A 21,648-nucleotide genomic window follows, 5' to 3' on the forward strand; every position below is an offset into this window, starting at 1 on the left:
CCATTTTTCTTTAATTATTTACTTCTATTTCTCCAGTCAGATCTCCATTTGTATTTTCAGAAATAATAGTATATTGCAAAATCACTTTTTCTTCTGTAGCTTTAAGCATCAGAACTTGTCCTAACCACATAATTTCATTTGGACGAATGGACTTAACTGTACATTGATATTGGCTTTTGTCAATTGGCATTTTAACATACGTTTGAATTTCAGCCTCATAATCTATTGCATCCGATCTGGGCGTTTCAAAACCTGTACCAGTAAATATCGGTGTTTTTATTCTACTTGGATCAAATTCTCTGTAAAAAGCTTCTGAATCATAACAAATATAACTGTCTTCATCCATTTTTAACAAACTTTCTATATAACCTCTATCATATACAAAACCTTCCAATCCTATTTCATCATTCTCCGATTGATATTCTGGATTAAAAAGATTTTTCCCCGGAAAGACGGTTTCTGTTACATTATCTTTTATTCGTATATTCACTGTTACATTCTTATCCAATTCGTTTGATGCATTATGAATTGCCAATGGTACAATTATAATATTATCAAATGTCTCTACATATATATTCAACAAATCCAACTTTAACAAATTAGAATTCAAATTTTCAATTAATTTCAGTTTTCTTTTTTCATCATCACTACCTATATACTCTGTATGCTTATTAGCCCAAGAATCTTTAACCTGTAAATTCCCTAAATAAAAAAAATCATCTCCAGTATTTTCTGATAAGTACTTTTGAACAGATTCCTTTATAAATGTTTTCTCCTCATCTACAATCTTTTTCTTTGTTGGAATTTCTCCCAAATTTATATTTTTCAACGAATGTTCCATATCTACCAGTTTTTCCGTTTTTTCATTCAAATCTTCCTCTAAAGGTAATTCTATTTTCTTTATTTCATCATATAACAATTGACACTCTTCAAGAATTTTCTTTGTGCTTTCTTGATAGTATTTACTTTCTCTTAGTTTGTAAGGAGACACTGTCTTAGACACAATATGTCTTGTAAAATCATATCCCCCAACCTCAAAATATGCTTTTCCTCTTCGTTTTACTCCTCCTGCTACAATTAATTGTAAAACTGTATCTGCAATAATTTTAACAATTCTCTTTTTTTCATCTTCTCTTGTAGACTGTTTAAATTGATAAGGTGTCATTCTTCTATGGTCAATATCAAATGGAAAATCATTAGGATTTCCATATTGCTGATTGAATAAACATATTACTCTATCCCAACTCAATGCTCTTGCCGCATATCCTGTTTCTAATAATACATTAGGGTTTGGTGTAAATTTACGATTTTCTTCTGTATTTTCATCCCCATCCTGAACTATAAACTTATTTACAATACTCAAATCTGCAATAAAAAGATCAGCATCATCAATCTTAGAAAATATAGATTCCGTAATATCTGGACTTCCTGTTAATCCTTCCGTTGCTCGATCTGGTTTTATGGATACAATATTTTGTAAAATACTTTCAACTTCAGTTAAACACTCATCAATGAATCTTGTTGTCTTATTACTTGATAAATCTGATTGCCACGAAAAAAATATTTTAAATTCGCTCATTTAATACCCCCATATACTTTTCTTGTACTTGTGCCTAATACTTAAAGCTTATCATACCTTTTTCACTTTATAAAGCTATCTCCAAAAAAACCCGCCATATTGACGGGTTTTAGTAAAATTATTTCTTCTTTCTCTCCATATCCTCCGTCATCGCTTTCTGCTGCGTCTGTTTCTTCCCTTGTTTTGCAACTTTCTTCTGATTGAGCCGGAGTCTGGCAAGTACAGATTCTCTTGGTTTATTTTTATCTTTTTTCTTTGGAGTATTGTTCATCAGTCCATCAATCATGTTGTAGTTGGCTTCTTCTGCCATCTCTGCACTACGAAGATATTCTCCGTTGTCCATGACCTTCTGCCAGTTTGCCAGCTCTGGTTTCTTTTTCTGCTGCTCTGGTGACTGCTGTGTCTGATTCGGCTGCTTTTGTGATTGCACCTGCTGTTGTCTTTGCTGTTCCTGTTCTTTTGCTGCCTGTTGCTGCATAAAGTTCTGAATGTTCCGTCTTGCTTCTTCGTCAAAGCCATTGTAGCAATCATTCATAACTACTGCACCATCTTCACTGAGAATCACATAAGCGGCTCTTGTCCCATACTCTTCATGCTCCATCAGGAACCATTTCTTCTCATTCATCAAAATATAATCCTGAGCAAGCCATGTCCCTTTCTTTCCTTCGATTTCATATCCGGTTGTATCAATGGAAAGTCTGGTATCAGAGGAACTTTTGATTGTGAGGAATTCTGGAACGATAATGAATCCGTCTTTATTAATATAGTAAGCTGTGGTTTTTCCCTCATCCGTAATTACCAGAACATCGCTGCATCCGATGGAATGACCTTTGAAGTTCTTGGGTCGCTGTTTCTGCAGGCGTATTTTTATATCCGCCGGAGTTTCCCCCGGCTGGATTCTTCCAATGTACACCTGCTGATAGTTCTCAATGCTGACGCTCTTTCCTTCGCTTCTCAGCTTTTCATAAGAACGGAAACGAACATCACGATACTCTGGTGTTTCTTTTACCTGATATACTGCACACTGACTTGTACTCATTCCTCGTCCTCCTCTTCCAATTCCGCTTTATAATCTTCCAAGTCCATAAGAAAAATCTCATAGCCTTCATCGCTCATGCAGAACAGCTTTCTTATGGTATTGCAGACAAGCCCAATCATATCCGCATCCCCTTTCAGAAATGGAATAATATTGTCGATGGCTTCCATCGTATCATTTCGGTTGCCTTTATCAAACATTGCGGTCACTAAACATTCGTCTGTATCAAAGTTCATTACCAGATCCATCATAATTCTACATCCCCCTTCTTATGTGCTTTGGATTTTTCTGCTTCTTTATTTTTTTGTTCCTGTGCTTTTGCCCTTGCCTGAAACTCTTTCAACGACTGCAGCACAGATTTTTTCAGTTCTCCTTTTTCGCCCTTTACAGGCTCTTTCTTTTGCGTCTGGTTCGGTTCTACTGATACGGATTCTTTCTTGACTGGTGCTTCTGGAACTTCCTGTTTCACTTTCACAGTCTGTTCCGCTTCCTGCACTTTTCCATGTTTCTCATTCAGATACTTTTCCATATCATTGATTGCTTTCTGTACCAATGGACTTTCCTTATAATGAGGAATCATATCTATCAGTTCCCTGTCTACTCTGTCCCAACACATCAGTTCGTACTCTCCAGAATAATCTTTATCCCCGTCCTGCAGGTCAAAACCAATCCCTTTGCCTCCATGTAGTCGATCTGCCGGAATACTTTCATAAATCTTAATCGCTTCTTCCAGAGTAAGATTATTATGGTATTCTCCCATGACCGGAAACTCCATACACTCTGCTACATAAAAAGTAATCGTAGCTTCTGGTTGCTCCTGTTCTGGTTGTCTGGTAAAGATAGAAAGGGTTTCTGCATTTTCCAGGCGGGAAAGTAATAACCGGGCAGTTAGCACATCACTGTCTATATCAGATTCTTCCGATACTTCAACCAGCCAGTCCTTTAAACACCCTGTTTTCTGATTCAAAATGTCCTCTGTGATTTTCTCTACCTGTTCTTCCCTGTTCTCAACGGTATCTTTATATTCGTAAGGATCATATTCATAGCTGAAATTATCTAAATCCACTGCCAGCTTTTTGATCTCCTGCTGATCAAGATAGGCTTCGGACTCCCTCATATACTCTGCCAGAGTGATTCTTTCTTCTGCGATAGGATTGATGTCCACCTTAATACCTGCCATTGCTATACCATGAGCATTTAATTCATTAAAGAAACTATCCTCCCGGATATTGCCACGATAAGAAAGCACTACATCAAGGTCAGAATCATTTCTGTAAAGTTCCTCTCTGCTTCTGGAACCATGCACCCTTGCAGCAAGCAGCTCTACTTCATTTTCCAGTCCCATTTCTTCCAGAATCCCCTGTGCATGATACAAGACACCCCGTTCCACTTCTGCCCTGCTAAGACCATTTAATGCAACCTCATCTCTTCCAATCTCAGAAGTCGCACGAAGCTCACCTGCCTGTAGTAAATCCTTTGAATGTTGGATGGTCATTGCCTCAAATTCTTTATAGTCTACTTTGACGCACTCCATATCATCCATTCTTTCACTTTTCAGGATTTCATAAGTAGCTTTCTGAACAGATACTTTGGAATCGTCATAATCATTGGAATGGATTTCATGCAGGTCAGAATCATAAAAAATATAAAAATAACCTTCTTCTGTAGCCTGTACAGTCAGATACCCTTTGCTCTTAGTAAACTGCATTGCAATTCCCTCACAGGTATCCACTGCTCTTTCCCGGTCATAATCCTCGAAAATACTTGGTGGACAATTCTTTAATAACTGTGCCAGCTGCATCTGTCGTTCGCCTGCTTCTTCCACTTCTGCCATCAAATCCTCATAATCAACGAGAACTGCATTTTCCAGGGACATATCTTCATCTTCCAGAATATCTTCCATTGCCTGCCGCATAGAAATATCAGGATTGTCATAAGCACCACCGTCGATCTCATCGTAATCCAAAGCATAAAAGGTATAATCATAGCCTTCCTCTGTTCTCTGGATTGCAAAATACCTATCGTCAATCTTATATGCCAGTTCATCCGGTTCCAGTTCCGGCATAAGTTCTTCCACAGAAATTCCTTTCTCCTGCAGATACTCTGAAATGGCTTCCAATGCTCCGGCATCATACCCATTCCAAAGATCTTCGGCTACAAGCTGACCATGTTCCGATACGATAATCCCTGCCACATCTGAGCCATACTCATCATGTTCCATGAAGAAAAACTTCTCCCCTGCATACTCTCTTTCATCTACCGTATGCCAGGTTCCTGCATGTCCATCTGCTTCAAATCCTCTGGTATCTTCTGTAATGGTGACTTCCTCTTCATCCAATGCCTGTTCAATCTTCTGCATACGGATCTCTGCCCTTGCCATATCAATAAATCCATCTAACACCGCCGGGTGGCTTTCTATCACATAATCCTGATTCAGATTCTTTCCCTGATTGATATTTTCCGGGATTTCGATATGCTCTGCCCAGTCTTTGTTCTGTCTGGAAAATCTGCCATCATAAGAAAGTTCCCGGAGCGTATTTGCCATAACAAACGTCATACGTTCTTCTCCAAACTGTTCCAGCACCTGTGTTGCGGCATCTTCCTTTAAATGCAGTCCATCAAAATTTAATGCGATTGCTTCCTCGATTGCTTTCTTACAATCAATATTTAACTTTCTGGAATCCAGATAGGCATCTACATCCCGTTCTTCCATTGCCTGAGCAAGTGTTCCTTTATAGACTGGGGGATAGGCTCTGGTATGATTATTTTCCAGTATCTCCATTCTCTGCTGTACAAAGTCCGGAAGTTCCTCAAAGCCGAAAGAATCCACATAATAAGCCTTTGTTTCCGCCGTCCGGTTTATAACTATGACATCGCTTACCGATAAGGAATGTCCATGAAAATCGTTTGGGCGGTTGATATTAAATCTCTCAAAAATATCATCTAATGTGACCGTTGGTGTCCATGGAGCCGCATACACCATCCTGTAGTCTTTTCCATCAATGCTATAGCCTAATTTTTGAGCCGATTCAACCCCCATAAACTGATAAGTATGCTCTCCACCCGTATCCATCTGATAGATTGCAAAACGACCGCTTTCTCCATGAAGAAGTAAGGTTTCATCAATCTTTTCTGCACTATCCTGTTCCAGTTTTTCCTGTCTGGCTATCGCTGCTTCTCTTTCTTTATGTACTTCCCATTCCGTTTCCGTAATACCAAAGATACCGTCATGCCCCAGGATCGCATTTTCTGTTTCTGCAAGAATCTGTCCTGCCTGCTCTGGATTGTCTGGATTTCCATGTAATATAAAAACTTCTGCACCTTCACGATACAATTCTACTGCCCTGTTTTTTTCAAGAGGATACATGTGTTCCAGTCGGATTCCTGCTTCGTGCATTTCTGTAAAACCGATCCTTCCATCTGGAAAGTTATCCATCTGTGCCTCTGTCTCATGCACAAGACTTCTCATAACTTCACTTCGGTCACCCCGATTCGCTGTCAGCATACGGTTTACCAGTCCCAAAACTTCGTCCCGGTCATCCATCTTATAAGCAAAATTTACGATAAGATTTCTTTGTGATTCCGTAAAATTCTCATGGCTGGCGGTTTCTGCAGCTTCAATCAGTCTATGGGCATACTGCATGGTACTTTCCCTTTCTTCTGAAAGTTCTTTGGTTGGAAAGTTTGCCCTCGCAGCCTGGATCACTTCATGTACTAATTTTGTACCGGCTTCCTCATAAGATTCCCTCATATCCCAGACAAGATCATTCAGTCTTTCTACCTGTCCAGGAAAGGTTTCTGCATATTCCGTTACAAATGCTTTCTCTTCTTCTGTAAAAATCGTTCTCGGAAATTCTGCTTTTTCCACCAGCATTTCTGCCTGTTCTTTCGGTGTCAGCTCTGAAAAATAAGCACTGCCTGTATCTGCATCATACGCTGCATCAAAAAAGTGAATCGGATAATTTTCTCCCACTCCATCACTTGCATACAATACTGTGATTGCTGCACCTCTGTCCTCCAAAAATTCTTCCAGTGGTTTCTCATCCTCTGAAAGTTCTTTCTGTTCCAGTAAAGTAACATATTCCCTTACATTCTCCTGCACCTGTTCTGCTGTCATATTTTCAACCAGATTATAACTATATTCCGAACCCATACTGCCTGAAAGATACAAGATGACATCCTCTCTATGAAATGTTTCTCTGATCGGTCTTTCCATCTCAATTTCATGCATCTGCTCCTCAATGTTCCCAATGATCTCTGCCGATGTTTTTCGGATGGTATCCATAGACGCTTTCAGTGCCTTCATATCCCTGCTCTCGCACCAGCTGGCGATATAGGTAAACGAATATTCTGAAGTATCCAGACCAAAATGGTTGCAGACAATATAAGCGATACTTTCTGCTTCCACTTCCTTTGTTGTCTGGTCTTTTAAGACGCCTTCCGCATCCATTACTTCCCGGTCATGCAGCAATGCGTGGCTCACTTCATGGACTCCGGTTTTCATCGTCTGAACATTACTCATATCTTCCTTTATCGCAATATATTTTTCTGTCTGGTGATAGTAACCTTTCGCTTCCCCTTCCACATTCATCATACGGATTGGCACTGGGGAAATATTCTGTAATGCTTGCATAAACGTGTCATAAAACTGTACACTTCCAGTAAGTTCCGGTACATCCAGGTCAGCAATCGGTTCTCCCTCTGTCTGACTGACATCAAATACCGTAGTTACCCGGAACCTTGGAATGACCATTTCCACAATCTCTGTTTCCGGTTGTCCGTCCTCCCCAATCACCGGTTCTTTTGTTACTGGGTCAATCTTTTCAATCTCCTGTTTTTCCCGGATTGGTGCAGGTGCGATGATCTGGATTCCCTTTTCCCCACGCTTTACATGGCGGTTAAATTTCTTCTGCCATGCCTGATACCCTGCCACCAGTGTTGCCTCCGGTTTCTGCATGGTGATCAGCAGCGTATTATTAAAGCTGTAATTATGGAACTTCGACATGGTATTCAGATATTCTGTATATCTCTCCGATGTAAAGATTTCTTTTACTCCCTGCTCCAGTCGTTCCGATATTTCTTTTAACTGTTTCTCTATATTATTGTTCGCCATAAACAAATCCTCCATTTTAGGATTCCCGCCAGAGGAAACTCTGACGGGAACTCTTTTATAACTCCTGTTCGTGCTTTTTCTTTGCACTTTTCTGTGTAACGGTCTGTTCCGCTGTATTCTGCTGTGCCTTCTCCTGCTTTAACAGTTCCAGAATGGACGGCTTATGGATTTTGTCCGCTGTTTCCGGAAGTTCTTTTTCTTCCACGTTTTCCCTGCTGTCTACGGAACTTTCTTCTCTGCCAATATCCTCATCTGCCAGAATAGTCTCATTACCCTTTTCATCCATGTTCAGCAACGCATTTAATTCTGATAATCGTTCCATCTTTTCATTCAGTTCCGCTTCTTTCGGGAATGGCTTCTTCACCTCTTCCTGTGCGGTAGCAAGCTGTTGTTGTACAGTTTCCAGTTTCTGCTCACTTTCCGTCAGCTTCCTGTCGATAGAAGAAAGGGTGTTATGGATACGCTGCATATTTCCTACCGGGTCTTTTCCGATTTCCAGCTTATAAGAACATTTTCCTTTGATCGTCAATTCAAAAGCATTGGAGAACATATTATAGGAAGCGGATAATGTAAACCCATGATACTCTCCGACCTTTCCACCTGTGCTGACCGCTTTTAATCCTGCACAGGCAGCGATCAATGCTTCTCCTGCTTCTTTCTTATCTTCATAAAGGACATTCCCTACCGTCATGACAAACTTGTCATTATCCTGTAAATCCACACTTTTTACTACCTGCGAATCCACCTGCATTCCGGCAATCCGTTCTTTCAATGCACTGATCTGTACTGGGAAATTCTTTGCAATATCGGATTCCAGACGGTAAATCTGACTGGTATGGTTTGCCTTTAGAAGTTTCAGCTTACTCACCTGTACATCCAGATCCATTTTTTCCTTAATGTAGGGATTTCCTGTGGCAAGTGCCTTGATCTCGGCATAAGACAATGCCGTATCATCCACATCTTCACAAGCCCTGACTGGCGATTTACTGGTCATGATCTGACTGATGAACTTCTGCTTGTTTTCCAAAATCTGCCACATGTACGCATCAAAGGTATTTTCTGTCACATACCGGAATATCTTTACCTTCTCATTCTGGTTTCCCTGCCTTAAAATACGCCCTTCCTGCTGTTCCAGATCGGATGGTTTCCATGGACAGTCAAGATGATGGAGAGCGATTAGTCTGTCCTGCACGTTCGTACCTGCACCAAGTTTCGGAGTGGAACCCATAAGGATTCTCACCTGCCCGGCCCGTACCTTTGCAAACAGATCTGCTTTCTTTGCCTCCGTGTTGTATTCATGGATAAAAGCAATCTCTTCTTTTGGAATTCCTCTGGCAACCAGTTTGTTCCGGACATCATCATATACGTTGAAAGTCCCATCCCCTTTTGGAGTAGACAGGTCACAGAAGATCAGCTGTGTTGTCCTGTCTGCTTTTCCCTCATCCCATACCTGAAAAGCATTTTCCACGCAGGTATTGACCTTGCTTTTTTCTGCATCCGGTAGAAGTTCATTTAACAACCTCTGATCCAATGCACATTTTCTTCCGTCATTGGTAATCTTAAGCATGTTATCTACCGTTGGATTCACAAGGCCGGCTCTTACATCTTCCGCACGTTCAGAAAAGGCACTGACCATTTCCTGCTGTTCTTCACTTGGTTTTAAGACTTCATTGATAAATTCTGCTTCCGGTACGGGAAGATTCAGCATATCTGATGTCTGAATATCCGCAGCTTCTTTAAAAATAGAGATCAGCTCCGGAAGATTAAAAAAACGGGCAAACCGTGTTTTTGCACGATAGCCCGTTCCTTCCGGTGATAATTCGATTGCGGTTACTGTCTCCCCGAACGTTGCCGCCCAGGAATCAAAGTGTCCCATACCCATACGCATAAGTGTGTCATACTGAAGATAACGCATGATGGTGTAAAGTTCCGTCATACTATTCGATACGGGAGTACCCGTTGCAAAAGTAATTCCTCTGCCGCCTGTCAGTTCATCCATGTACCGGCATTTCATAAACATATCGGAACTTTTCTGTGCATCCGTCTGTGAAATACCTGCCACATTTCGCATTTTTGTGTATAAAAAGAGGTTCTTAAAGCCATGGCTTTCATCCACAAACAGCCTGTCTACACCTAACTGCTCGAAAGTTACTACATCATCTTTTCTGGTCTGGTCATTGAGTTTTTTCATTCTTGCCTGCAGACTCTTCTTTGTTTTTTCCAACTGCTTGATGGTATAATTCTGCCCTGCCTGATGTGCTGCTTCTTCAATAGAAAATGTAATGTCTGCAATCTGCTGTTCCAACATGGCAATCTGACGTTCCTTTGAAAGAGGGATTTTCTCAAACTGCGTATGTCCGATAATCACCGCATCATAATCCCCTGTCGCAATGCGGGAACAGAACCGTTTTCGGTTTGCCGGTTCAAAATCTTTCTTCGTTGCCACCAAGATATTTGCCCCCGGATAAAGACGTAAAAAGTCACTGCCCCATTGCTCTGTCAAATGATTTGGTACGACATAGAGATTCTTCTGTGATAGTCCCAACCGTTTTGATTCCATACCAGCAGCGATCATCTGAAAAGTTTTTCCTGCTCCTACGCAGTGTGCCAGTAACGTATTGTTTCCATATAATACATGAGCCACCGCATTTTTCTGGTGCGGCATCAGGGTAATCTCTGGATTCATACCGACAAACTGAATATGACTTCCATCATATTCTCGTGGGCGGATACTGTTAAATCGTTCATTGTAAATCTTACATAAATCTTCCCGTCGGTGCAGGTCTTTAAATATCCATTCCTTAAATTCCTCTTTGATCAGCTCCTGCTTCTGCTGTGCCAGCATTGTTTCTTTTCGGTTCAGTTCCCGGTGTTCCCCATCGGCATCCTGTATCGTGTCATAAATCTTGGTATCTCTAAGGTTTAAGGCATCTTCCAAAAGGCGGTATGCATTGGCTCTCTGTGTTCCATAAGTGGAAGTGACAAGAGCATTTCCATAGCTGTCCACGCTTTTTCCCATGACATTCCACTGTCCGGTCACTTCTGCATACTGGACTTTGATTTTGTCCCCTACATAATATCTTGGAGTATGGAATGTCTCTGCCATGAACTGTGTGATATAATCCTCTGAAATCCAGGTTGCTCCAAGTCTTGCCTCAATCTCTGATGCATCCAGATCTTTCGGTTGTACCTGCTCCAAATACTGTACATTCACCTGATATTCCGGGCGGTGTTCTACAAACTGTTTGGCAATCTGCAACTTCTCCCTTACATTTCCCGAAAGGTATTCATCCGACGGCTCCCACTTTTCACTGATTGGATTCTTAAAGATCACTCCTGCCAGTTCTTCGGTAAGCTCCTCTTCTGTTTTCCCGGAAAGCTGTGCCATATAGGAAAGGTCAACGCCTGCCCTCTCACCAATGGAAACCGCAAGTGCTTCACTGGCAGTATCCACGGAAGTTACTGTTTCTGCCCGACGGATTGTACGCTTGGTAAAAATATCTGCTTTTCGTTTCAGATTTCCCTTGTCATCCAGAAATTCCAGAGAAGTCAAAAGACAATAGCTGCTGTCCTGACTAAATGCCCTCTTATTGGCATTGCTGCTGAGTAAACCATATTTTGCTGTAAAGGTATCGTATTCTTCATTGAGTTTTCCCTGCAGCTTTGTGATCTGTTCATCGCTTCCCTCTTCCATCTGGCACTGGATCAGTTCATTCGTAACATCACGGATCTTCACCATCCCTTTGACACGTTCCGCTGTCATTGCCGGAAGTTCCATCCGGTTCATCACAGAGTTTTCCCGGTAATACACTTCCTCATTGACCACCGTAAAGCTGAAATTCTTTACTTCCGGGTCTGCTGGAATGGACACCACATCTTCTTCCAGTTCGGTATCGGAAAGTTCCAGTTCCGTAATGGTACCATGTATATGCTTTACAGCTTCCTTTAACTGCTCCTCTAAGGTTATTCCCTCTTTTGGTTTTACGGTCACTTCCTGCTTTCCATACTGGGTACTTTCTGTAGTAAACTCACCAAGCACCATTTCCGGATGCTCTGCAAAATAAGCATTGACTGAATAGCCTTCCGGTGTTTCCTTTAAATTTAACCATTCCGGTTCCTCAATGGATGCCCTGTCCCTTTTCTGGAAAAACAGAATATCAGAAACAACGCTGGTATTGGCATTTCTCTGGAACGCATTATTCGGTAATCGGATGGCTCCAAGCAGTTCTGCCCGGTTTGCGATATACTGTCTCACTGCCGGGTTCTGCTTATCCATCGTTCCACTGGAAGTTACCACTGCAACTACACCGCCCGGACGGACCAGATCAAGGGATTTTGCAATAAAATAATCATGGATCATAAAATGATGCCGGTCATATCTGCGGTCACTGACCTGATACGCCCCAAATGGAACATTGCCTATCACACAGTCAAAAAAGCTGTCCGGATAACTGGTTTCCTCAAATCCCTGTACTGCAATCTTGTTTTTCTGGTAAAGCTGTTTTGCGATTCTTCCCGAAACCGGGTCGAGTTCCACACCGTACATATTGGCTTTGCCCATACTCTCCGGGATCAGTCCCATAAAGTTACCGACACCACAGGACGGCTCCAGAATATTTCCCTGTTTCAGTCCCATATTTTCCAGTACTTCATACATACTTCGGATCACGGTCGGGGACGTATAAAAAGCATTTAAGGTCGATGCCCTTGCTGCACTGTATTCTTCCGGCGATAAAGTATTCTTTAATTCCAGATACTCATTCGCCCAGCTGCTGTTACTCTCCTCAAATGCCTGTGGGATACCACCCCAGCCAACATAACGGGATAAGATTTCCTGTTCTTCGGGTGTTGCCAGACGTTCTTCTTTCTCCAAAGTCTGTAACAAATGGATGGCTTCCATATTTGCTTTATACTTTGCTTTCGGACCGCCTGCTCCAAGGTCATTATCCTGAATCCGAAAGTTATGCGGTTCTGTTACAATCTTTTCTGCTTCCGGTTTCAAATATGGCTGGAATTCTCCTTCATATCCAAACAGTTCATTTTCTCCGGGAATATAATTGCGTCCGGTTTCCAGGCACCGGAACACATCGGCAGTTGGTGCATTGCTGACTGCATAAAACTCATCATACGAATATTTAGGGAAATCTTCTGTATGATAGGTCGACAGATGAAGTTCTGTATTGGAACGGGTCTGTGCAACCAGATCTTTTCCCTCTAGTCCTTCCGGCAATACCCCTACTGCTTCAAAGTGATACCCCTGATACTCAAAAACACCCTCATCCCAGGACTCTGCCAGTTCTTCTGCTGTTTTAGCTGTTGTCTCTTCTTCTGGTTCAGTTGGTTCCTGTCCCTCAGAATCTTTCGTTGTTTCCTGTTCCTGACTTTCCAGAATAGATTCTTCGGCAGTAACCTCTTCCTCTTCTATTTCCTCCACATCTGACATATCTACTACGGTCGGTTCTGTCACTGCCTTTGTATCCAAGAAATCAAACATGGTCATCTGGTGTCCGGATGGTTCCGCAAAAGATGATTCTGCTTCCGGTGTCGGGAATATCGTATAGGTTCCTTCTGCATACTGGTGGAGTTCCGAAAGAAGTTCTGTTTTCTGCTGGTAGTTTGTCCCATATGCCTCAAAATCCAATGGCAAAGCTGCCAATGCTGCATCCATCTTCTGTAACAGTTCTTCTGTCTGCTCTGGATTCTCTAAAACTGCCACCATTTCTTTTCCTGGTTTTTCCCAGAAGAAGTCCTCCGTAAATGGTCTGTCCACCTCTTCCGGAAGACGGTCATAAAAACGGAGTACCTTATTTGCCATCTGCTCCCGTTCATATTCCGGCATACGAGCATAATCTTCTGCCTGCAAGAACTGGTCATTCTTTATCAGATAAGCTACTCTATTTGCAACTTTATTCCAGGATAATAAAATTGACGTATATGGATTCCCATAAGCACCTCTTGCAAGAAACAAGCCTTTTCCATCATAGTTTGCGTGTGAATCATCGGCACCAGACAGTGCATGACTGCTTCCACCGATCCCATACTGTTCCTTGATAAAACCTGTCCTCGATCTTTCATCTTCATGAAGTAGATAAAAGGAATACGTCCTAAGCCTGCCCTGCGAATACGCTCCACCTCCTGCAATATAAGCATCAATCTCATCCTGTGTAATGAACATCGGATGTTCTTTCCAGGCAAAGCCGTCCCTAGCCTGATAAGGAATCACCTCATCCGCAAACTTCTGAAACTGCTTTGAGATATTTATAGGATTATAATGATGGAAACGCATAATAGAATGATTTTCTTCATAGGCTTCTGCCAGTGCATCCAGTCTTTCATTCAGTTCCGAAAGCCACTGGGAATCCTCCAGCTTTTCTTCCAGATAATCCGTGATCTCCGGATAGATACTGCGAAGATGTGGTAAATCCTCCTCATCGAAAACAATCTCCGCTACTCCTTCTGCCATATCCCCTTTCATATAGGCAAGAGCCTGGGCGTGTTCTTTTACTGCATTACTTCTTGCCGCATCCAATACAGACTGCGGTGCATATTCACCCTGGTCTAAAAGCTGATGGATACGTCCGCTGACATCTTCCCATGATAAAAATGCCTTATCTAAGATATGGTCTGTAACCGTATGCCCTACTGCGATCTGCATCCCGGTTTCATCAAACCAGACTGAATATTCATTTCCATCAATCTGAAAACCTTTTCCACCTTTACGGTATTCACGCTTCACAAACTCCGTATATTCCTCCGGTGTCTGTTCACTCATGAAATTATAGATGATCCGGAGCTGGCTGGCTTTCCGGTTTCCTCCTGTCCGTAAGATCTCATCGACAACTTCCTCTGGAATCGGGATTTCTCCGGCATAAAGGGCAGCTGCCCTTTTCTCGATCTGCCGTCTTTGTTCATCTGCGGTAGGATATTCGGGCAAAGATAAAGCAGAGGCGATCTCTTCCTCTGCTTTACTCAATCCATCTTCTCTTGTATCTTCGACTAACTGTATACCAATTCCGTCAAGATGCTCTCTTCCGCTGTTGCCATCAGTGCGTTCATGTGTGCTGTCCATGCCATCGGATCTGCTTCCTTGTCCGGTGCCGGATTCTTCTCCAGTAATTTCTCCATCTGGCTGTCCATTCTCTCCTGTGCTGCTTTCTCGATCTGTTCCAGATGGCTGTTCAGCTTCCCGGTCAGGAACAGGCTCTGATAAAGGCTGTTCTTGTGTTCTTTCAGAAATGTCCTCCGCAGCATCCCATATTTCCCGATCGTCACTTCTTCCTCTTCGACGGTCAGATTCGGAAACAGATAATCTCCCTTGCGATGATATGTCAATTCCATAATCGGTTCCTCCTTCATTTTCAATATTTTCTTCTTTTTTCGTTTCTGCATCCTGGTATTTGTTTTCACGAATTAACGTGGTAAAGTTATTATAATTCCTTTCATTGGAATTTTCAACCTCTTTTCTCGCTTCTTCCAGAGAAATTTTATGTACGGTCTTTCCAATATCAATCAGAATACTCTCACTGAGCTGGCTTGCCGCATTTCCAAGGAAGGTGAGAACTGACAGACGGTTATAATCTGTGATATGCATGAAGTCCTCTTCTTCCAGAAGTTCCATCGGGTCAAGCCCGCATCGCCTGGAAAGCAGATAGTAAACACTGTCTGTTGCCAGCTGACGAAAATCACTGCGGATCGTCACCTCATCCAGATCTTCCAGATAAGTACCTTCTACAGCATATTCCAATCCATCCAGGTATTCCTCCAGATTGTCATTGACCATTTCCCTTGCGACCGCCATCAATGCGTCCTGCAAAGTTGCCGCATCCTTTTCTTCCAGAGCATAGACTTCTGCCAGATGGGTGAGGATCTCTTCTCTCTGGTGTTCCTGCATCTGCCACAGATACGGGCTTCTGCCCCCGGCTACCATGTGGGTATCCGAAATATCAAACACATAACGGAGTCTGGTATGCTGTCCTGTTTCATCAAGCAGGGCGATTCCCCTTGCACCACGGTTCACCCATCGGAACATCTTTTCATTCCATAATTCCAGTGATGCACAGGCCGTTGCTTCCGGATGCTGTGCATGGATCAGAAGCTGGTCTGAAAAAGAATAACGGTATAACCTTGATGCTGTGTCCATATAATCCATCCAGTCTCTGGGGGAACCGCTCACTGATACGGCATGTTCCTGTGCCAGATCCCGGATGTCCTGTAATTTAGACATATCGCTTTACCTCCTTGTCTTATTTCTTTTTCTTCTTTGGGAATTCCAGATGGAATCTCGGCTTGCCATCCTCCAGCGTGAGTAACAGATCTGCATCAAATTTCATATCTTTCTTTTTAGAATACAGACCTTTTACATGGGTACAAGCCTTATCAAGAAGTTCTCTTGCCATCTTTTTATCCAGATTTTTCTCCATGCTTCCCAGGAAACGGTTTTCTTTCCAAAGGGCAAAATCACACTGACGGTTTGAGCAGTAAAAATTCTGTTTCCCCTCGAAAACATCACAGCCACAGACCGGACATTTGCCGATCACTTCCCTCTCCATCTGGAATCTCCTGCGTTCCTCTTCCGGTATCTCCCTGCATACCTCTAAAATCTTACGTACAAGAGAAGTAATCTCTCCCATAAACTGAGTATCTGTAATCTCTCCCTTTTCCATCAGCAACAGCTGGTTCTCCCATTCCGCTGTCATTACTGCTGATTTCAGATACTCTGGCATGACCTTTACCAATTCCTTTCCCTCGGTACTTGGTAATATCTGCTTACCCTTTCTCTGTGCATAACCGGAAGAAACCAATTTTTCAATGATACTTGCCCTTGTTGCCGGAGTCCCCAGCCCTTTCTTTTCTGTTTCAGAATCAAACTCCTTATTACCGGCTGTTTCCATTGCAGCGAGGAGCGTATCTTCATTGAATGGTTTCGGCGGAGAGGTATAATGTGTGGTTTTCTCTGCTTTTACTGGAAAAAGCCTCATCCCTTCTTCATACCCAGCAGGAATCGAAGTCTCTTTTTCCTTTTCCTCCACTGGTCCCGCTTTGACACACAGCTGTTTAAATGCCTTTTCTACTTCCTTAAATCCCATCTGTACTGGAATCTTCCCTCTGGCTTTAAAATCATGTTCCTGGCACTTTACCGTAATATCTGTCTGCTCATACAGATATTCTTCTCCGGTTGCCTGTACCAGCTGCTGACAGATCAGCCTCATCAGATTCTTTTTATCCGCCGGTAAATCAGCAATTCCTTTCTCCACGGCTTCTTTCGTCGGAAGAACCGCATGGTGATCAGATACCTTTGCATTGTTGATCACCCTTTTTATGCCATGCCCCAACTGTCCATAATCTACAAACGAAAGTAATACTGGCATTTTTCCTACCAGTTCCTCTACCGAATCTTTCATATCCTCCGTTACAAACTGGCTGTCTGTTCTTGGATAAGTAACCAGCTTTTCTTCATATAATTCCTGTAACATATCCAGTGTGTGTTTCGCTGTATATCCAAAGTAACGGTTGGCTTCTCTCTGCAGGCTTGTCAGATCATAAAGTTTCGGTGGAAATGATTTCTTACGTTCTTTCTTCATCTGTGTGACCACAGCGGTCGAACCATTACATAACGCTGCAAGCAGATCCGCAGCTTCTTCATTTGCAATGTTCTCGGAAACTACTGTAAGTTTTCCATCTGTCAGTGCTACCTTATAAAATGCTTCTTTTTGAAAATGCTCAATCCTCTCCTGCCGTTCTGCAAGCATGGCAAGGGTTGGGGTCTGTACCCTGCCCACAACCAATCGTTTAAAATATCTCGTGGTGTATGCTCTGGTTCCATTCATTCCGATCAGCCAGTCAGCCTGTGCCCTGCACACCGCAGCCATACAGAAATTCTTATATTCTTCCTCACTTTTCATTGTCTGGAAACCTTTCTGAATGGCGGCATCTTCCATCGAGCTGATCCACAGACGTTTCACTGGTTTCCTGCATCCGGCAAGCACATACACCCTTTGAAAGATCAGTTCTCCTTCTCTTCCTGCATCACAGCCATTTACCAGATATTCCACATCGCTTCGGTTCATCAGACCTTTTAAGACATCAAACTGCTTCTTTTTATCCTTGGAAACTTTCAACTTCCATGCTTCTGGAAGGATTGGCAGATCATCGAACTGCCATTTTTCATATTTCGGGTCATATTCCTCTGGCTGTGCGTATTCTGCCAGATGTCCTAAGCACCAGCTGACAATACAGCTTTCTCCCTCCAGATAACCGTCCTCCCGCTTATAAGCGGACAGATTTTTCGCATAACTTTGTGCTACACTTGGCTTCTCTGCGATCACTAAAAATTTAGACATAATCCTTTCCTTTCTACAAAAAAGGCAGCCAAGATTTCTGGCTGCCCCTGTCCTTATTACTGTTTCCATCTCTTAAAAACGCTTATTCTTCTTTTTCATCGTCCTCTTCATTTACATACGGACCGTCTGAAAATTCAAGCTGTTCACTTACATAATCTTCGTCCTTACTGCGTCCATGTTTCTTATAGACTGCGATTCCTGCAAAGCCTAAGATTGCTGCAACTACGATAGCTGCAAGACCTTTCACATTCATTCCGCTTTTCTCTTCTTTCTTCACTTCGGTTTCCTCCTCTGCTGCTGGTGTAGTCTCCGGTGTGGTTTCCGGGATCACTACGGTTGATTCTTCAGTTTCCTTGTCTTTTTCTGTTTCATCCAAAAATTCTGCCAGATCGTTCTCATCGACCAGAGACATCATATATACGTTCTCTGTATTACTGGAACGGTCAATGACCATGTAAAAAGTATTCCCCTTTTTCGTCTGGATAGTAAGGAACTGTTTTGTATCATCATTTTCCTTATCATCTACAAGCTGGGCATTTCCCGGTGTAGAAAAAGCGGAATTGTTACTCTCTCCACTCACCCTTCCGGTATCCTCTTTCTTCTCCGTATCTTCGGTTGTTTCCGTAGAAGTCTCCTGCACTACTTCTGTCGTTGTCTCTTCTGCCGGTGGATTCGCATTTGCATAGACAGTAGCAATAGATGTCCCGGAAAGCATCGTTACCACCATGGCAAGCATCAGCAGTTTCTTTACCACTTTATTCCTCATCGTCTAAAACCTCTCTTTCTGCCACCTGCCCCACAGGTGGTCTGTTATCGCTTTCTTTTTGGGGTGTCTCCTTGGTATCTTCCACTGTGATACCGCCGTCCTCATTCATCTGAATCGTAACGGTTCCTTTCTGAATCCCGTCAAGCAGTACCAGCAGCTCCCGACTGCCCAGCTTCATAGAACGAAATGATTTGATAATCTCCATATCTTCCATCTGCTGTTTTAAAGTATTCTGCCGTTTCAGATGTTCCTGAAGCTCTGCAATCTTATCCTCTGTTTTCTGAATATCATCCAGAATCTTTTTCAATTTCATGTTCATCTGCCTGTCACCTCCTCTAATGCAGACGACCAAATGCCATAAAATGTTCCTGCCAGTAGGCACTTGCAATACTTGTATATTGCACCGGCTTACCACAATGGATCATCATGTTATTGCCGACATAGATTCCAACATGACTCGCTCCACTTGTGTTATAGGTTCCCTGGAAGAAGATCAAGTCTCCCGGTTTTGCTTCCGATGGAGATACCTGCGAACAGTGAGAACGAAGTCCATCGGCGGTACATCTTCCAATATTCCATCCATTTCCACAATTATTGATAACCCAGCTTACAAATCCGGAACAATCAAATCCACTTGGGGAATAGCCACCCCAGACATAAGGAACTCCCAGATATTTCTCTGCTTCCCGGATCATCTTTGCAAACTGTGGATCAGATAAAGCATCTGCCGGTATGGTATAACCAAAACCTCCACTTCCGGTGGGTATGCTGTTTAAGTCAAACAGGTAATCACGATTTCCATAATATTTGTTATACGCATCGTATCTTTCCTGTTCTTCTTCCGTCATGCGGCTTCTCAATACGGTATCCAGATTGCGATTTGTCATCGTCACATCCAGACGGTTTACTTCCTTCGTTGTCGTAACCTGCACTTCCTGGCTTCCATTGCTGTCTGCTATGTATGCCTCCCATGTCTGGTGCCCGTGTGCGGAAGCTGCTGCATGGTTATCATAATAAACATCAAACTGAACACCATATCTTGCAAAAGCTCCGGTATCTTCTACTACATATTCCACACCATTCATAATGACATGGGTTCCCATCGGTACAAAAGGATTTGATGCATCTACTGCGATTGTATGATTGGCTGTCGGCATCGCACCGCTGGCTGTCGGTCCTCCACTCCACTGCCCACAGCAGATGGAGCAGTTACAATACCCACTGGTGACAACCTGTCCCAGTGATTCTCCTACCCGGACTGTCTTTGTTTCGGTAACTGTCTCCCTGGTAGAATCTGTCGTAATACCATACTGCTGACGGAAAATGGACTCTATCTCCTCTGCCACTTCATCATAAGTAAAACCACCGTATTTTACTGTCAGATAAGAGATCAGCTGATATGGATTATGGCCAATCTCATCAATCTGGTACCGGTATTCATCGTAATCCGGATGCGTGGATTCCATCTGATTGATCTGCGTATTTAAGGCTTCTTCTAATGCCCGGTATGCATTTTCAGCGGCATAAATGTCCTCATCTGTACTGGAATAACTGGTGGAAATAATGGCAGACGAAGCTCCCTGCAGGGATGCACTGCAGCTGGTAAAACTTGCTGCAATCAAGACAAAGATCAATCCAAAGATAGCAACTGTAGCAAAAATCCCACGGTTTTGTGCCGCAATCATTTTGACCGCATCTTTCGCCTTTTCTGTAAATTTCTGTGCTGAAGTAATCATGGCATCCTTTGCCTTTTTACTCTGCTTTGCTGCCTGATACTGTTTCTGATAGCGTTTCTTCTGGAACAGTTTTTGCAATGCAGATTTTCTTTTCTGCTCCGCTTCCTTCTTCACCATATTTTTTGCTTCATTTCCATAAACAGATTCAAACATCAGCCTGCTTTTTTCTGCTTCATCAAGAACGCTTTCTTTCAGTCTTTTTGACTGTTCCCTCCTTTGCTTTAAGCGTTCCCTTGTATAAATGGATTTTCTTGCAAGGCTCTCTCCTGCAAGCTCTGCCCGGTGTGCCCCTTCTACCGCAGCATTATCCTCTTCTGCCTCATGGGTTTTCCAATGAGCCGCCGTAGCCGCAGCATCTTTCACGACAGATGCAGAACTTCGGATACCGATACCGGCTCCATGTACCATGCCATCACTTTCATCGCCAAACGATAATCTGGAACTCTTTTTCCGCTGTTCTTTCAGCACACGTTCCCGCTTCGATTTGCCTTTGATCTCCTCCGAAAATCCATCCAGAGACTCTTCTGCCACTTCTGAAGTTTCCCTGTACCGGGTAGCTTCTCTCTTTGCCGTCTTGCTTTCTTCGGAATCCTCCTTTTCCTTCCGTCTTTCTTTTAACGCATAATCTCTGACCATCTTTTTCTTACGGAGATCCCGGCTGTCTGCAACCGTTTCCAGATAAGCCCGTTCTCCTCTTGGCTGTCCACGGATGCTCTCACTGCGAAATGCGGATTTCGTTGCAGCTGTGCTTTCATCGGCTACTTGTTCCCTATCCAGTTCTCCATCTATATCTTGTTCTGACTTCTCATCCAGTACAGATTCTCTACTATATCTGGTTTTTTTTGAACTTTGCTCCGGATGTTCTGTTTCCCTTTTTTCATTGATATGCTCACGCCTTCTCTTACTGAAATCCAGTTCATCTTTTTTTTCACTACGGGAAACCTCTGTATCCATATCCCGTCCAGTGATCCTTTTTTCTTCTTTATTCCGAAGGTTCTCTTCTCTAAGACCATCACGACTCATCTTCTGGACGGTTTTATCTCTCGCCTTATACTCATGCTCCTGCAAATCTCACCAT

At 42.8% G+C, this 21,648-nt stretch carries 9 protein-coding genes; all 9 read right to left on the reverse strand.

What is annotated here, in order from left to right:
• Positions 1-10: 10 nt before the first annotated feature.
• Positions 11-1,579 carry a hypothetical protein gene (locus tag OCV60_RS05460; RefSeq protein WP_055052938.1) on the reverse strand — a complete coding sequence of 523 codons (1,569 nt, stop codon included), beginning with the start codon at positions 1,577-1,579 and terminating at the stop codon, positions 11-13.
• Positions 1,580-1,697: 118 nt separating this feature from the next.
• Positions 1,698-2,618, reverse strand: a complete 921-nt coding sequence (locus OCV60_RS05465) for a YodL domain-containing protein (RefSeq protein ID WP_055052939.1) — start codon at positions 2,616-2,618, stop codon at positions 1,698-1,700.
• The gene (locus OCV60_RS05470) at positions 2,615-2,866 is read right to left on the reverse strand and encodes a transposon-transfer assisting family protein (RefSeq protein ID WP_055052940.1); all 252 of its coding nucleotides are present in this window, start codon (positions 2,864-2,866) and stop codon (positions 2,615-2,617) included. The genes OCV60_RS05465 and OCV60_RS05470 overlap by 4 nt, the downstream gene beginning before the upstream one ends.
• Positions 2,863-7,728, reverse strand: coding sequence for a DUF3849 domain-containing protein (locus tag OCV60_RS05475; RefSeq protein ID WP_055052941.1), 4,866 nt, complete (start codon positions 7,726-7,728; stop codon positions 2,863-2,865). The genes OCV60_RS05470 and OCV60_RS05475 overlap by 4 nt, the downstream gene beginning before the upstream one ends.
• A gap of 55 nt (positions 7,729-7,783) precedes the next feature.
• Positions 7,784-15,952: an SNF2-related protein gene (locus tag OCV60_RS05480; protein ID WP_055052942.1), complete on the reverse strand. Its 8,169-nt coding sequence runs from the start codon at positions 15,950-15,952 to the stop codon at positions 7,784-7,786.
• Between the two features lie 19 nt (positions 15,953-15,971).
• Entirely contained in the window at positions 15,972-18,068 is a 2,097-nt protein-coding gene (locus OCV60_RS05490; protein ID WP_055052991.1) for a DNA topoisomerase 3, read from the reverse strand.
• Positions 18,069-18,150: 82 nt separating this feature from the next.
• Positions 18,151-18,834, reverse strand: a complete 684-nt coding sequence (locus tag OCV60_RS05495; protein WP_055052943.1) for a CD1107 family mobile element protein — start codon at positions 18,832-18,834, stop codon at positions 18,151-18,153.
• The gene (locus tag OCV60_RS05500; RefSeq protein ID WP_055052944.1) at positions 18,824-19,153 is read right to left on the reverse strand and encodes a DUF4315 family protein; all 330 of its coding nucleotides are present in this window, start codon (positions 19,151-19,153) and stop codon (positions 18,824-18,826) included. The genes OCV60_RS05495 and OCV60_RS05500 overlap by 11 nt, the downstream gene beginning before the upstream one ends.
• A gap of 16 nt (positions 19,154-19,169) precedes the next feature.
• Complete coding sequence (locus tag OCV60_RS05505; RefSeq protein WP_070100100.1) at positions 19,170-21,638, reverse strand: C40 family peptidase; 2,469 nt, start codon at positions 21,636-21,638, stop codon at positions 19,170-19,172.
• Positions 21,639-21,648 lie beyond the last annotated feature (10 nt).

This window comes from Coprococcus ammoniilyticus (assembly GCF_025567345.1).
GTDB lineage: Bacteria > Bacillota > Clostridia > Lachnospirales > Lachnospiraceae > Coprococcus > Coprococcus ammoniilyticus.

Excerpts from the sequence above, each read along its gene's own strand:
- OCV60_RS05480 (WP_055052942.1), bottom strand. The coding sequence starts at position 15,952 with ATGTCTAAATTACAGGACATCCGGGATCTGGCACAGGAACATGCCGTA.
- OCV60_RS05500 (WP_055052944.1), bottom strand. The coding sequence starts at position 19,153 with ATGAACATGAAATTGAAAAAGATTCTGGATGATATTCAGAAAACAGAG.
- OCV60_RS05460 (WP_055052938.1), bottom strand. The coding sequence starts at position 1,579 with ATGAGCGAATTTAAAATATTTTTTTCGTGGCAATCAGATTTATCAAGT.
- OCV60_RS05465 (WP_055052939.1), bottom strand. The coding sequence starts at position 2,618 with ATGAGTACAAGTCAGTGTGCAGTATATCAGGTAAAAGAAACACCAGAG.
- OCV60_RS05490 (WP_055052991.1), bottom strand. The coding sequence starts at position 18,068 with ATGTCTAAATTTTTAGTGATCGCAGAGAAGCCAAGTGTAGCACAAAGT.
- OCV60_RS05495 (WP_055052943.1), bottom strand. The coding sequence starts at position 18,834 with ATGAGGAATAAAGTGGTAAAGAAACTGCTGATGCTTGCCATGGTGGTA.
- OCV60_RS05470 (WP_055052940.1), bottom strand. The coding sequence starts at position 2,866 with ATGATGGATCTGGTAATGAACTTTGATACAGACGAATGTTTAGTGACC.
- OCV60_RS05475 (WP_055052941.1), bottom strand. The coding sequence starts at position 7,728 with ATGGCGAACAATAATATAGAGAAACAGTTAAAAGAAATATCGGAACGA.